The sequence below is a fragment of the Streptomyces sp. NRRL S-87 genome, assembly GCF_000719335.1.
Lineage (GTDB): Bacteria > Actinomycetota > Actinomycetes > Streptomycetales > Streptomycetaceae > Streptomyces.
On the sequence record NZ_JOGB01000003.1, the window covers coordinates 221,833 to 235,692 of the forward strand.

Genomic DNA, 13,860 nt, shown 5'->3' on the forward strand with positions numbered 1-13,860 from the left:
GTGTGTTCGATTCGCGGCACATCAGGACGTTTCACGCGGTGGTGACGGCGGGCTCCTACTCCGCGGCCGCACGCGAGCTCGGCTACACCCAGCCCGCGGTCACCCAGCAGATGAAGGCGCTCGAACGGGCCGTCGGCACGCCCCTGTTCACCCGGGTGGGCCGCACGATGCGGCTCACCGAGGCAGGCCGGTCCATGGCCCGCCACAGCGAGGCCATCCTGGGCAGCCTCGACGCCGCCCAGCAGCAGATGAAGGCCTACACCCGGCTGCGCACCGGGCGGGTCCGCCTGTGCGGCTTCCCCAGCGCCAACGCCACCCTCGTGCCCGAGGCCCTCAGCGCCCTGGCCCGTGAGCACCCCGGCATCACCGTGGAGCTGCTGGAGGGCGAACCGCCCGAGTCCCTCCAGCGGTTGCGCCGCGGCGACTGCGACGTCACCCTCGCCTTCACCTACCCCGGCCTGCACGAGGAGGTCCCGGAGGAGGTCGCCGAGGTGCGGCTGTTGGAGGACCAGCTGACCGTGCTCCTGCCGCACGGCCACGCGCTCGCCCGGCGGCGGGCCGTGCACCTGGCCGACCTGGCGGAGGAACGGTGGATAGCCGGCTGCCCGCGGTGCCGGGCCAACCTGCTGCACGAGTGCGCCGAGTTGGGCTTCGTGCCCGACATCGTGTTCGCGACCGACGACAACCTGGTCGTGCAGAGCCTGGTCGGACAGGGCCTGGGGGTGGCGATGACGCCCGCGCTCGTCCTGCCCTCGCTGTCGCTCAGCCGGGTCTGCGGGCGGGTGCTGGCCCCGGCCGCCCGCCGGCACATCTCGGCGTACGTCCACCGCGACCACCTGCGCATCCCGGCGACGGCAGCGGTCCTCGACGAACTGCGCCGGGTGTCCGCCAACCGGGTCGGCTGCTGAGGCCAGGGCGGCCCCGCGCGGCGGTCGCACGGCGCCGGCCATGCGCCCGTACGGCGCCGGCCATGCGCCCGCATGCGCCCGTACGGCGCCCGCCATGCACCCGTACGGCGCCCGCGCGATGCCCGTGCGGCAGGGGAACGCCCCATCCATAAGCGGAGCTTGGGATTTCAGGGCAGAACTGTCGTTGGACGTGATGGACGGGCTGCCGGACGCTGCCGGTATGACCCCCAGCACGGCATCCCCGGCCCCCTCCCGGCCCGCGGCCCGCGTCACCGCGCGGATGGCCGACCTCGTCCGCGAGATCCGCGCCGTCGTCGACCGCGGACTGGCCCCCGACCTCACCGCCTACCTCGTCGGCGAGCGGCTCTCACCGCACCTGGGCGCGCCCGACCTCCTCACGGCGGAGCAGCGGGTGGGCGACCCGGAGCGGTACCGGCAGCACGTCCTGCACGCCGAGCCCGACGGGAGCTTCTCCGTGGTCGCCCTGGTCTGGCTGCCCGGCCAGCAGACGGCCATCCACGACCACGTCTCGTGGTGCGTGGCCGGGGTCCACCAGGGAGAGGAGAGCGAGCGCCGCTACCGGCTCGCCCCCGGGGCCGGCGGGGCGGCACGGCTGGTGCCGACCGAGGACGTGGTCAACGGTCCCGGCGACGTGTGCGGCTTCGCCCCGCCCGGCGACATCCACCGGGTCCGCAACTCCTGTTCCTCGACGGCGATATCCCTGCACGTCTACGGCGCGGACGTGGTGCGCCTGGGCAGCAGCGTCCGCCGCGTCTACACGCTTCCGGCCGACTGATGGCGCTGCTGAACCGGCCGGGCGCGCAGACCGCCCCGGCGGCGGGTCCCCGACGTGCCCTTCCTCGCCGGTTCGTGCCCCGGCCCGCCGCTCCCCGTGGCGCCCCTCCGCGCGGCGCGCGGAGCTGGCCGGGGCTGGTGACGGCCGTCGGCGGGGCCGGCCTCGCGTGGGGCGCGCACGCGGTCGTGCCCGCCGTGCCGATGCTCACCGCCTCCGTGGTGCTGGGCATCGCCGCCGCGCACCTGCCGCGGGTACGGGGCTTCGTGCGCGGCACCGGCCGCGCGGGACTGTCGCTCGCCGGCCGCCGCCTGATGCGGATCGGCATCGTGCTGCTCGGTCTCGGCCTCGGGCTGGACCAGGTGTTCCGGCTGGGCTGGGCCACCGTGGCGATGGTCTTCGCGGTGGTCGCAGCGACCTTCTCCGGCACGCTGTGGCTGGGGCGGCGGCTCGGGCTGCGGGGCGACCAGCCGCTCCTGATCGCCACCGGCTACTCGATCTGCGGGGCCTCGGCCATCGGCGCGGTGAGCGAGGTGTCCGGCAGCGACGAGGAGGACGTGGCCGCCTCCGTGGCGCTCGTGACCCTGTGCGGCACCCTCGCGATCGCGGTGCTGCCGCTGCTCCAGGGGCCGCTCGGCCTGGCCGACCCGGCCTTCGGGCGCTGGGTCGGGGCGAGCGTCCACGACGTGGGCCAGGTCGTCGCCACCGCGCAGACCGCCGGTCCGGCCGCCCTGGGCGACGCCGTGCTGGTCAAGTTGATGAGGGTGGCGCTGCTGGCGCCGCTGGTGGCCGCCGTGGCCTTCGCGGTACGGGCCCGGCGGCACGGGGTGCGGACCGCCTCGGGGCGCCGGCCGGCGCCGGTGCCGCTGTTCGTGGCCGGCTTCCTGGTGGCCGCCGCGCTGCGCACCACGGGCGTGCTGCCGCCGTTCGTACTGGAGGTCGCGCACCGGACCCAGGAGGGGCTGCTCGCGGCCGCGTTGTTCGGCCTGGGCAGCGCGGTGCACCTGCCGACCCTGGCGCGCACGGGCGGCCGCGCGGCCCTGCTCGGCCTGGGGGCCTGGGGGGTGGTCGCGGGGGTCTCGTACGCGGGAGTGCTGCTCACCGCATGACCGCGCCGGGCGGCCGCCGCCCGTACCCGCAACCGGTGGGATCCGGCCGTTTCGCCGGCCGGTTCCCGCAGAACGGGATGACGCGCACCTGACAATCGCGTAGAGGGCGTGGCAGTCTGCCCACGGCAACGCCGATCCGCACCGCTCTTCACCCCCACCCTGCCCGGCCACTCCCGCGCCGGGCACGGCAGAAGGAGTCATGCGTGAGAAGCCATCGCACTGCCGCGTCCGTCCTGCTCGCCGCCGGCGCCCTGCTCGCGGGCGCCCTCTCGGCCGGCCAGGCCGGCGCCGCCCCCACGCCCACGTCCTTCCGGCAGAAGCCCGCCGCGGCGGGCTTCTGGACCCCCGAGCGGATGCGCTCGGCCACCCCGCTCGACCTGGTCCCGGCGCCCGGCACCCGCCTCAGGGCGGCGGGCACCTCCGCGGCCGCGCCCGTCACCGTCGCCCCGACCGCCGCGTCCCGGACCGCCGCCTCGCCGACGGCCTTCCCGCAGGCGGGCGGCCCCTGGACGGGCAGCGGCGCGGTCGTGAAGACCTCCGGGCGGATCTTCTTCACCTTCCAGGGGCGCACGGCCTCCTGTTCGGGCGACTCGGTCACCAGCCAGAACGGCAGCACGGTGATCACCGCCGGGCACTGCGTGAAGTACCAGGGCGCCTGGCACACCAACTGGATCTTCGTCCCGGCCTACGACAACGGCAGTGCGCCCTACGGCCAGTGGTCGGCCACCGCGACCTTCGCCACCGACCAGTGGGCCGCCAGCGAGGACATCAACTACGACGTCGGCCTCGCGGTGGTCGCGCCGCTGAACGGGCAGAAGCTCGGCTCGGTCGTCGGCGCGCAGGGCCTGCAGTTCAACGGCGGCTACAACAAGCCGATGTACGCCTTCGGCTTCCCGGCCGCGTCCCCGTACGACGGCACCAGGCTGATCTACTGCTCGGGCAACAGCAGCAAGGACTTCCTGTTCTCCAAGGACCACGGGCTGGGCTGCAACATGACCGGCGGCTCCAGCGGCGGCCCCTGGTTCACGTCCTTCAACGAGTCCGCCGGCACCGGCCTCCAGGTCTCGGTGAACAGCTTCGGCTACAACTTCCTGCCGAACCGCATGTTCGGCCCCTACTTCGGCCCCGAGGCGCTGGCCGCGTACAACAGGGCGCAGACCTCCTGACCCCCACGACCGTCCCCGAAACCCGTTAGGCTGTAGCCCGCTCCGCCGCACGGCGGCGCAGGGTGGGTTGCCCGAGCGGCCTAAGGGAACGGTCTTGAAAACCGTCGTGGCGCGAGTCACCGTGGGTTCAAATCCCACACCCACCGCCACAGGTCATCGACGTACCTGACCGGAAGGGGTGCCCCACGCGTGGGCGCCCCTTCTGCGTTCCTCGGCGGAAGACCGCGGTGCGACTGCCGACGGTGGTCAGTCGGCGCCCTCCTCCCCGGCCCGGGCTCCGGCTCCGGGGCCGGTGCTCCTGCGCTCCCGGCTCCGGCGGACGGCGCCCACGAAGATCTTCAGGGCCAGGCCGAGGACGATCAGGTCGACGAGCATCTGCACCGTGACCACGAGCCGCGCCGGGTCTGACTTCGCCGTGATGTCGCCGAATCCGACCGTGGAGAACACGGTGACGGTGAAGTACAGGCTGTCGGTGTGGGAGAGGTGCCCGCCGAAGTTGGCCGACGACTGGGCGGCCAGCGTGACGTACGTGGCCGCGAACAGCAGGAGGAAGAACGGGGTGCTGATGGCCAGCGCCTCGACGGCCCGCAGCCCCGGGTGGGAGGAGCGGAGGATCGAGCGGAGCTGGAGGGCGACCAGTGCGACGAACACCCCCAGGCCGACGAAGAGGACGATCACGCAGGAGGACGCGGCGAAGTGGTCCAGCGGCATCAGGTAGTACGCGGCCCCGAGTGCGGTGATCGAGCCGGTCACGCGCAGCGTGCTCCAGATGATCTGGCGGGACGAGGGGGCCCGCCCCGCCGCCTCGCGCCGGTCCCGGGGCGCCTGCCCGGCGCCGTGTCGTGTCCGCATGGTCCGTCCTCCCGGCGGTGATCAACCGCTCAACTGTGGCACTCACCGGCCCGTCGGGAGGCCGAACCGCATCGGCAAGTCGAGCCGCGGAAAAGGCGTCTGACCTAACGTGGGGCGCGCCCGTCAGGGGGCGCCCCGGGACCGGGGTGCCCCTTTCGTACGCCAACCCCCGGGAGTCCGCAGTGGTGTCCGTGTCCGTGTCCGTCTCCGACCTGGTCCGAGAGTTCCACGAGGCCTGCGGCCTCGAAGCGCGGGACCGGCCGGCGGAGGTCTCCGCGAAGCTGGCCCGGCACCGGCAGGACCTGATCGAGGAGGAGGTCGGGGAGCTGGCGGAGGCCGCCGCGGAGGGCGGGCTCGCGGAGTTCGCGCACGAGCTGGCGGACGTCGTGTACGTGGCCTTCGGCACCGCCCTCGTCCACGGCATCGACCTGGAGGCGGTGCTCGCCGAGGTCCACCGGGCCAACATGTCCAAGCTCGGGCCCGACGGGCGGCCGACGCTGCGGGCCGACGGCAAGGTCCTCAAGGGGGACCGCTACCGGGCGCCGGACGTGGCCGCCGTGCTGCGGGCGCAGGGGTGGGAGCCCCGGCCCGCGGCGGAGTAGCGCGGGACGCGGCGGGACCCGGGGCGCGACCACGGCGTGGCCCGGTGCGGGGCCCGGTGGGCGCCCCGGCGGCGGGCCGGTCACCGGCCGCACTGGTCCGGGCGGGTGGTGTTTGTCGGAAGATCGGGGCGGCGGACGTCGGCCCTCGGCTTGCGGACACATCATGACGAATGTATGCAGATCCGCCCGTCCGACTTGAGGACTCGAGGAGCCCGTCATGACCAGCAGCCGCGCCCTTCCGTCATTCTGGACCGCCCTGTTCGCCGCCCTCGCCGCGTTCTTCGGCGCCTTCCGCCGCCGGGGTGCCGCGGCCGGGGCGTCCGGGGTGTCCGGGGCGTCCGGGGCGTCCGGTGTCGTCGCGCGGGTCGCCCGTACGTCCGCGGCGGTCGCCCGTACGGCCGTGCCGAACGGTGCGGTCCGGGTGCCGCGGCAGTGGCGGCGATCCGGCTCCGGCGCGCTGCCCCCCACCCTCAAGCAGCGGATCCGCGCCGAGGCGCACGGTTCGTCGCCGGCCCCGCGCCGGGTCGTGTCGGGACCGTCGTTCCTGACCCCGGGCGCGTCGTGGCCCGCGCACGCGTACGACCTGACCGCCTAGCGGGCCGCCGGGGCGCATCGGGGGCGATCGTCTAAGTCCGACTGCCGCTCACAACCCGCGGCACGTGCGCTTCCGCCCGGAACCGCACGGCCCAGGTGAACGGGTCTGCGTACACCACCGTTCAGCAGCCGAACGGCAACGTGGCGATCGACTTCCACCCTGGTGGATGTGGCGCCACGACCCCCTGAGCACCTGCGGGACCGGACCGGCTGGGGTCCGGCCCCGCAGGCACGTCCCGGTCCGGTGGCCCCGACTCCTTGACAGCCCGACCGTATCTGACGGACAGTCAGAAACTGACTGGTACGCCGTAGGTACGTCCGGGAGGCCGCCCGCCGTGCACCTCGCCCCGACCGAGCAGCAGCTGACCCTGCGCGCCGAACTGCGCGCGTACTTCCGCGCCCTGATGCCGGACGGCCCGCCGCCGCCCGACGACCCGGACGGTCCGGAGCGCCAGCGCGCGCTCCTGCGCCGGATCGGCGCCGACGGCCTGCTCGGCCTCGGCTGGCCCGTGGAGTACGGCGGCCAGGGGCGCGGCCCCGACGAGCAGTTCGTGTTCTTCGACGAGGCCTACCGCGCCGGCGCACCGGTCTCCATGGTCACGCTGAACACGGTCGGCCCGACCCTCATGAAGTACGGCACCGAGGAGCAGAAGGCCTCCTTCCTCCCCCGCATCCTGCGCGGCGAGCTCGTCTTCGCCATCGGCTACAGCGAGCCCGGGGCCGGCACCGACCTCGCCGCCCTGCGCACGCGAGCGGTCCGGGACGGCGACGCGTGGCTGATCGACGGGCAGAAGGTCTTCACCTCGAACGCCCAGAACGCGGACTGGATCTGGCTGGCCTGCCGCACCGACCCCGACGCCCCCAAGCACAAGGGCATATCCATCGTCCTCGTCCCGACCGACGCCCCCGGGTTCTCCTGGACGCCGATCGAGACGGTCGGGGGACTCACCACCACGGCGACGTACTACGACGGCATCCGCGTGCCGGCCGGGAACCTCGTCGGCACCGAGAACCAGGGCTGGGGCCTGATCACCAACCAGCTCAACCACGAGCGGGTCGCCCTCGCCGCCATCGGCATGCAGGCCGAGGACTTCTACGCCGCCGCCCTCGCGCACGCCCGCACCCGCGACGCGGTCACCGGTGAGCGCCCCGCCGACCGTCCGTGGGTACGGGCCCGGCTGGCGGAGGCGCACGCCCGACTGGCCGCGGTCCGGCTCCTCAACTGGCGCCTGGTGCAGGACGTCGGGAACGGCACCCTCGCGCCGGGTGACGCGAGCGGGGTGAAGTTCCTGGGCACGGAGTCCGCCGTCGAGGTCTACCGGATGTGCCAGGAGGTCGTCGGGGAGGCCGCGCTGATCCGGGCCGGATCGCCCGGGGCGGTCGGCGACGGCGGGTTGGAGCGGATGAACCGGGCCGCCCAGATCAACACCTTCGGCGGCGGGGTGAGCGAGGTCCAGCGCGAGATCGTCGCGATGACGCGGCTCGGCATGAAGGGGAGGAAGCGGTGAGCGCCGCCGAGGAGAGGGGCCGGGAGGCGCGCGGGGCCGGGGACCGCAAGGCGCGCGAGGCCGGGGGCGGGGAGGCGCGCGGGGCCGGGGGCCGGGAGAGAGGCGGGGAGCAGGGCGGCGGCATGGACCGGGAGCGGCCCCGGGAGGGCCCGGAGCAGGACCTGTACCCCCTGCTCAGGGAGTTCGAGGGCCGCCCGGCCGCCACCGCGGGCCGGGGCAAGGACCCCGTGAACCCCACCATGATCCGCCACTGGTGCGAGGCGATGGGCGACGCGAACCCCGCCTACACCGGCCCCGCCGCGATCGCCCCGCCCACCATGCTCCAGGCCTGGACGATGGGCGGGCTGTCGGGCCACGCCGACCGCTCCTCCGCCTACGAGGAACTGTTCGACCTGCTGGACGGCGCCGGCTTCCGTTCCGTGGTCGCCACCGACTGCGAGCAGGAGTACCTGCACCCGCTGCGCCCGGGGGACGAGATCACCTTCGACGCCGTCATCGAGTCCGTCTCGCCGCGCAAGACCACCAAGCTCGGCACCGGCCACTTCGTGACCACCCGCATGGACGTCCGCGCGGGCGGGCGGCTCGCCGGCACCCACCGCTTCCGGATCCTCAAGTACGCCCCCGCCGCCCGCCCGGCGCCGCCCGGACCCGCGAAGCCCGCGGCCCGCCGCCCCCGCCCCGTCGTCAACCGTGACAACCAGGGTTTCTGGGACGGGGTGCGGGAGCACCGGCTGCTGATCCAGCACTGCACCGGCTGCGGCACGCTCCGCTTCCCCTGGCTGCCCGGCTGCAACGCCTGCGGCTCGCCCGACTGGGACGCGGTCGAGGCCGAGGGGGCCGGCACGGTGTTCTCGTACGTGGTGATGCACCATCCGCCGTTCCCGGCCTTCGACCCGCCGTACGCCGTCGCCCTCGTCGAACTCGCCGAAGGCGTCCGGATGATCACCAACATCACCGGGGTCCCGTACGACAAGGTGCGCATCGGGATGCCCGTCCGGCTGGCGTTCCTGCGCGTCGACGAAGAGCTCGAACTGCCCGTCTTCCGAGGGAGCGAGGGCTGATGGACTTCACCCCCACCGAGGAGCAGGGGGCGGCCGCCGGGCTGGCCGCGCAGATCTTCGGCGACCTCGCCACCCACGAGCGGCTGGCGGCCGCCGGCACCGGCACCGACGCCGAGCTGTGGAAGGCCCTGTGCGCGGCCGGACTGCCCGGCGCGGTCGAGGAGATCGGGCTGCTCGGTCTGGTCCTGCTGCTGGAGGAGCAGGGCCGCACCACCGCCCAGGTGCCGCTCGCCGCCACCGCCGTGTACGGGATCCTCGCCCTGGCCCGGCACGGCAGCGCCGAGCAGCGCGCGCGGCTGCTGCCTGCCCTGCGTGCCGGTACGGCCGTGGCGACCGGTGCGTTCCCGGCCCGCGGGGGCGCCGTGCGCAGCCCGGGGGGCCGGCTCACCGGCGTACTGCCCGCCGTGCCCTGGCTGCGCGACGCCACCCACGTCCTGGTGCCCGACGCGGACCGCGCGCTGTGGCTCGTACGGACGGCCGACGCGGACGTGGCTCCGGTGGAGACGACCGCGCCCTGGGCGGCGGGGCGCCTGCTGCTGGACGACGCCCCGGCCGAGCGCGTGGGGTCCGCGGCGGCGGACCCGGCGGCGTACGCGGACGTGCTCGCCCTCGCCCGGACCGCGTTCGCGGGACTGCAGGCGGGGGTCTGCGCCGGGTCGCTGGCGCGGGCGGTGGAGTACACCTGCGCCCGCGAGCAGTTCGGCCGCCCGCTCTCCACGAACCAGGGCGTCCAGCTGAAGGCCGCGGACGCCTACATGGACACCGAGGCGATCCGGGTCACCGCGTACGAGGCGGCCTGGCGCACGGACGAGGGACTGCCGGCCGCCGAGCACGCCCTCACCGCCGCCTGGTGGGCCTCCGAGGCGGGCAAGCGGGTGGTGCACACCGGCCAGCACCTGCACGGCGGCATGGGCGCCGACCTCGACCACCCCGTACACCGGCACTTCCTGTGGGGCCGGCAGCTGGACGCACACCTGGGCTGCGGTCCCGAGCTCCTGGCCGAACTGGGCGGGTTGCTGGCGGCCGACGGGGACCACGAGGAGGAACACGCATGAACGTCGGCGACACCCTGCCGCCGCTGGAGATCCCGGTGACCCGCACGCTGATCGTGGCGGGTGCGATCGCCTCCCGCGACTACCAGGACGTGCACCACGACGCGGAGCTGGCCCGGGAGAAGGGCTCCCCGGACGTCTTCATGAACATCCTGACCACCAACGGCCTGGTCGGCCGCTACGTCACCGACCACCTCGGCCCCCGCGCCGTCCTGCGCAAGGTCGCGATCAGGCTCGGCGCCCCCAACTACCCGGGTGACACGATGACCCTGACCGGGACCGTCACCGCCGTCCGGGAGTCGGAGGTCGAGATCCGGGTCGTGGGTGCCAACGGCCTCGGCCACCACGTGACCGGTACCGTCACCGCGGAGCTCCCGGCCGCGGACGGCACGGCGTACGAGACGGCGGACGGCACGGCGGACGGCACGGTGGACGGCACGGCGGACGGCGCCGCCGCGGAGGTGCGGGCATGAGCGTGCGGACCCGCGACTCCCTCGGCGGCCGGGCCGCCATCGCCGGCATCGGCGCCACCGAGTTCTCCAAGGACTCCGGCCGCTCCGAGCTGAGACTCGCCGTCGAGGCCGTCCACGCGGCCCTCGACGACGCCGGGCTGACCGCCGCCGACGTCGACGGCATGGTCACGTTCACCATGGACACCAGCCCCGAGATCACCGTCGCCCAGGCGGCCGGCATGGGCGAGCTGTCCTTCTTCTCCCGCATCCACTACGGCGGCGGCGCGGCCTGCGCCACCGTCCAGCAGGCCGCCCTCGCCGTCGCGACCGGCGTCGCCGAGGTGGTGGTCTGCTACCGCGCCTTCAACGAGCGCTCCGGGCGCCGGTTCGGGTCCGGCGTCCAGCACCGCGAGGCCTCGGCCGAGGGGGCCGCGCTCGGCTGGTCCCTGCCGTGGGGGCTGCTCACCCCCGCCTCGTGGGTGGCCATGGCCGCCCAGCGCTACCTCCACACGTACGGGCTCACCCCCGAGGCCTTCGGCCACGTCGCCGTCACCGGCCGCCGGCACGCGGCCACCAACCCGGCGGCCTGGTTCCACGGCAGGCCCATCACCCTCGCCGACCACGCCGCCTCCCGCTGGATCGTGGAACCGCTCCGGCTGCTGGACTGCTGCCAGGAGACCGACGGGGGCCAGGCGCTGGTGGTCACCTCGGTCGAGCGGGCCCGGGACCTGCGCCGGCCCCCCGCCGTGATCAGCGCGGCGGCGCAGGGCGCGGGCCGCATGCAGGAGGGGATGACCAGCTTCTACCGCGACGACCTCGCCGGCCTGCCCGAGATGGACGTGGTCGCGCGCCAGCTGTGGCGGACCAGCGGGTCGGGCCCGGCCGACATCGACGTGGCGATCCTCTACGACCACTTCACGCCATTCGTGCTCATGCAGCTGGAGGCGTTCGGCTTCTGCCGGCCCGGCGAGGCGGCGGCGTACGTCGCCGCGGACGCCCTCCCCCTCAACACCCACGGCGGCCAGCTCGGGGAGGCCTACCTGCACGGCATGAACGGCATCGCCGAAGCGGTCCGTCAGCTGCGCGGCACCGCCGTGAACCAGGTCTCCGGAGCGGCCCGCGCCCTGGTCACCGCGGGCACCGGCGTGCCCACGTCCGGTCTGGTCCTCGCCGTGGACGACTAGGTCGTCCCTTTCGGTCCGGACGGGACGGCCCAGCCGAGGACAGAGGGGTCTCCCCACCCTCCTCCGACTTCAGGAGGTGGGGGAAACCCCCTTCCTACAACCTGAGACGGACCCCGCTTCGGCACTTCGGGCCGATCCCCCGGGGTGCCCCCCGCTCCTAGCGTGTAGCCATGACCACCCCCGTCTGCCCGACCGCCTCGCACGCCTCGTACCCGTCGTTCTCGTCGTACGTACGGACCAGGGGCTCGGTCCTCATGCGGACCGCACGCTCGCTCACCGCGAACCCCTGTGACGCCGAGGACCTGCTGCAGACCGCGCTCGCCAAGACGTACCAGGCGTGGGACCGCATCGAGGACCACCGCGCCCTCGACGGCTACGTCCGCCGGGCGCTGGTCAACACCCGCACCTCGCAGTGGCGCAAGCGGAAGGTCGACGAGTTCGCCTGCGACGAGCTGCCCGAGCCCGAGGTCCTCCCCGCCGCCGACCCCGCCGAGGCGCAGGCCCTGCGCGACGCGATGTGGCGCGCGGTGACCCGGCTGCCCGACCGGCAGCGGGCGATGGTCGTGCTGCGGTACTACGAAGACCTCAGCGAGGCGCAGACCGCCGAGCTGCTCGGGGTCTCCGTCGGCACGGTCAAGAGCGCGGTCTCGCGGGCGCTGGGCAAGCTCCGCGAGGACCCGGAACTCGTACCCGTCCGCTGATCCGCCCCGGCCGTACGCGCACGTTTCACGTGAAACAACGGCCGCGGGAGCTACCGCGAGTAGCACCGACCTCAGATCTCTGCAGGTCAGAAGCCTTTCCTCGACGTGTGCACCGTTTTCGGCCGCCGTTTGTACTCCCGGGTAGTGACATACCGAGTGGTACGTAGCGAGAATCGCCGGACGACACCAACCCTCGGGAGGTTTCCGGTGTACAGCACCATGCAGGATGTCCCTCTGCTCGTCTCGCGCATCCTGGAGCATGGCCGCAAGGTCCACGCCACGTCGACCGTCACCACCTGGACAGGTGAGGCGGAGCCGCACCGCAGGACCTTCGCCGAGATCGGCGACCGGGCCGCACAGCTCGCCCACGCCCTGCGCGACGAGCTCGGCGTCCGCCCCGACGACCGCGTCGCCACGCTCATGTGGAACAACGCGGAGCACGTGGAGGCGTACTTCGCGATCCCGAGCATGGGCTCGATCCTGCACACGCTCAACCTGCGCCTGCCCGTCGAGCAGCTGGTCTTCATCGTCAACCACGCCGCCGACCGGGTCGTCATCGCCAACGGCTCGCTGCTGCCGCTGCTCGCCCCGCTGCTGCCCCACCTGCCGACGGTCGAGCACGTCGTCGTCTCGGGCCCCGGAGACCGCTCCGCCCTCGACGGACTGGACGTACGGGTCCACGACTACGAGGAGCTGCTGGCCGGCCGTGCCACCGACTACGCCTGGCCCGAGCTGGACGAACGCCAGGCCGCGGCCATGTGCTACACCTCCGGCACCACCGGCGACCCCAAGGGCGTGGTCTACTCCCACCGCTCGGTCTACCTGCACTCGATGCAGGTCAACATGACCGAGTCGATGGGCCTGACCGACGCGGACACCACGCTCGTCGTGGTCCCGCAGTTCCACGTGAACGCCTGGGGCCTGCCGCACGCCACCTTCATGACCGGCATCAACATGCTGATGCCCGACCGCTTCCTGCAGCCCGGCCCGCTCGCCGAGATGATCGTCGCCGAGCGCCCGACGCACGCCGCGGCCGTCCCCACCATCTGGCAGGGCCTGCTCGCCGAGCTCGCCGCCCGCCCGCGCGACATCTCCTGCATGAAGAGCGTGACCATCGGCGGCTCGGCCTGTCCCCCCTCCCTCATGGAGGCGTACGACAAGCTCGGCGTCCGCCTCTGCCACGCCTGGGGCATGACGGAGACCTCCCCGCTCGGCACCATGGCCCACCCGCCGCACGGCCTCAGCGAAGAGGAGGAGTGGCCGTACCGGATCACGCAGGGCCGCTTCCCGGCCGGTGTGGAGGGGCGGCTGATCGGTCCCGGCGGCGACGAACTCCCCTGGGACGGCGAGTCCGCGGGCGAGCTGGAGGTGCGCGGCACCTGGATCGCGGGCGCCTACTACGGCGGCGCCGACGGCGAGCCGCTGCGCCCCGAGGACAAGTTCAGCGCGGACGGCTGGCTGAAGACCGGCGACGTGGGCGTGATCAGTCCCGACGGCTACCTGACGCTGACCGACCGGGCCAAGGACGTCATCAAGTCTGGCGGCGAGTGGATCTCCAGCGTCGAGCTGGAGAACGCCCTGATGGCCCACCCCGATGTCGCGGAGGCGGCCGTGGTCGCCGTCCCGGACGACAAGTGGGGCGAGCGCCCGCTGGCCACCGTCGTCCTGAAGGAGGGCGCCACCGCGGACTACGCGGCGCTGCACGCGTTCCTCGGCCGGTCGGTCGCCAAGTGGCAGCTGCCCGAGCGCTGGGCCCTGGTCCCCGCCGTGCCCAAGACCAGCGTCGGCAAGTTCGACAAGAAGGTGATCCGCAGGCAGTACGCGGACGGCGAGCTGGAGGTCACGAAGCTGGCCTGAGCCGGCGGGCCGCGCCGGGGC

General features: G+C 74.0%; 14 protein-coding genes and 1 tRNA gene. 14 read left to right on the top strand and 1 reads right to left on the bottom strand.

All coding sequences use genetic code 11. From position 1 onward, the window contains the following. Window positions 1-2 precede the first annotated feature (2 nt). From IF43_RS0103185 to IF43_RS0103205, 5 genes are all read left to right on the top strand, one after another. A complete protein-coding gene (locus IF43_RS0103185) occupies window positions 3-908 on the top strand; it encodes a LysR family transcriptional regulator (RefSeq protein WP_030193478.1) in 906 nt (301 codons plus the stop codon). A 220-nt stretch (window positions 909-1,128) separates the two neighbouring features. Next, window positions 1,129-1,704, top strand: a complete 576-nt coding sequence (locus tag IF43_RS0103190; protein WP_030193480.1) for a cysteine dioxygenase family protein — start codon at window positions 1,129-1,131, stop codon at window positions 1,702-1,704. Further along, complete coding sequence (locus tag IF43_RS0103195) at window positions 1,704-2,810, top strand: YeiH family protein (protein ID WP_030193483.1); 1,107 nt, start codon at window positions 1,704-1,706, stop codon at window positions 2,808-2,810. Before IF43_RS0103190 ends, IF43_RS0103195 begins: the two co-directional genes overlap by 1 nt. Window positions 2,811-3,013: 203 nt before the next feature. Further along, entirely contained in the window at window positions 3,014-3,976 is a 963-nt protein-coding gene (locus IF43_RS0103200; RefSeq protein ID WP_030193485.1) for a peptidase, read from the top strand. A gap of 61 nt (window positions 3,977-4,037) precedes the next feature. Beyond that, window positions 4,038-4,125: transfer RNA gene (locus tag IF43_RS0103205), tRNA-Ser, on the top strand. A 97-nt stretch (window positions 4,126-4,222) separates the two neighbouring features. Here IF43_RS0103205 and IF43_RS0103210 read toward each other — a convergent pair. Beyond that, the gene (locus IF43_RS0103210) at window positions 4,223-4,828 is read right to left on the bottom strand and encodes a potassium channel family protein (RefSeq protein WP_051794594.1); all 606 of its coding nucleotides are present in this window, start codon (window positions 4,826-4,828) and stop codon (window positions 4,223-4,225) included. Between the two features lie 191 nt (window positions 4,829-5,019). On the opposite strand from IF43_RS0103210, the gene IF43_RS0103215 reads away from it, so the two are divergent. The 9 genes from IF43_RS0103215 to IF43_RS0103255 all read left to right on the top strand — a co-directional run bounded on the left by IF43_RS0103215 (window position 5,020) and on the right by IF43_RS0103255 (window position 13,839). After that, a complete protein-coding gene (locus IF43_RS0103215) occupies window positions 5,020-5,430 on the top strand; it encodes a MazG nucleotide pyrophosphohydrolase domain-containing protein (protein ID WP_030193489.1) in 411 nt (136 codons plus the stop codon). 217 nt (window positions 5,431-5,647) lie between these two features. After that, entirely contained in the window at window positions 5,648-6,025 is a 378-nt protein-coding gene (locus IF43_RS0103220; RefSeq protein ID WP_051794595.1) for a DUF6344 domain-containing protein, read from the top strand. Window positions 6,026-6,359: 334 nt separating this feature from the next. Then, window positions 6,360-7,532 carry an acyl-CoA dehydrogenase family protein gene (locus IF43_RS0103225; protein WP_030193493.1) on the top strand — a complete coding sequence of 391 codons (1,173 nt, stop codon included), beginning with the start codon at window positions 6,360-6,362 and terminating at the stop codon, window positions 7,530-7,532. Between the two features lie 122 nt (window positions 7,533-7,654). Next, entirely contained in the window at window positions 7,655-8,593 is a 939-nt protein-coding gene (locus tag IF43_RS0103230; protein WP_051794638.1) for a bifunctional MaoC family dehydratase N-terminal/OB-fold nucleic acid binding domain-containing protein, read from the top strand. Further along, window positions 8,593-9,648, top strand: a complete 1,056-nt coding sequence (locus IF43_RS0103235) for an acyl-CoA dehydrogenase family protein (RefSeq protein ID WP_030193497.1) — start codon at window positions 8,593-8,595, stop codon at window positions 9,646-9,648. Before IF43_RS0103230 ends, IF43_RS0103235 begins: the two co-directional genes overlap by 1 nt. Then, a complete protein-coding gene (locus IF43_RS0103240; protein ID WP_051794597.1) occupies window positions 9,645-10,118 on the top strand; it encodes a MaoC family dehydratase in 474 nt (157 codons plus the stop codon). Before IF43_RS0103235 ends, IF43_RS0103240 begins: the two co-directional genes overlap by 4 nt. Then, window positions 10,115-11,281: a lipid-transfer protein gene (locus IF43_RS0103245; RefSeq protein ID WP_030193500.1), complete on the top strand. Its 1,167-nt coding sequence runs from the start codon at window positions 10,115-10,117 to the stop codon at window positions 11,279-11,281. Before IF43_RS0103240 ends, IF43_RS0103245 begins: the two co-directional genes overlap by 4 nt. Before the next feature lie 170 nt (window positions 11,282-11,451). Next, window positions 11,452-11,982, top strand: a complete 531-nt coding sequence (locus tag IF43_RS0103250) for a SigE family RNA polymerase sigma factor (RefSeq protein WP_030193502.1) — start codon at window positions 11,452-11,454, stop codon at window positions 11,980-11,982. 207 nt (window positions 11,983-12,189) lie between these two features. Further along, on the top strand, window positions 12,190-13,839 hold the full coding sequence (locus IF43_RS0103255) for a long-chain fatty acid--CoA ligase (RefSeq protein WP_030193504.1): 1,650 nt from the start codon (window positions 12,190-12,192) through the stop codon (window positions 13,837-13,839). Window positions 13,840-13,860 lie beyond the last annotated feature (21 nt).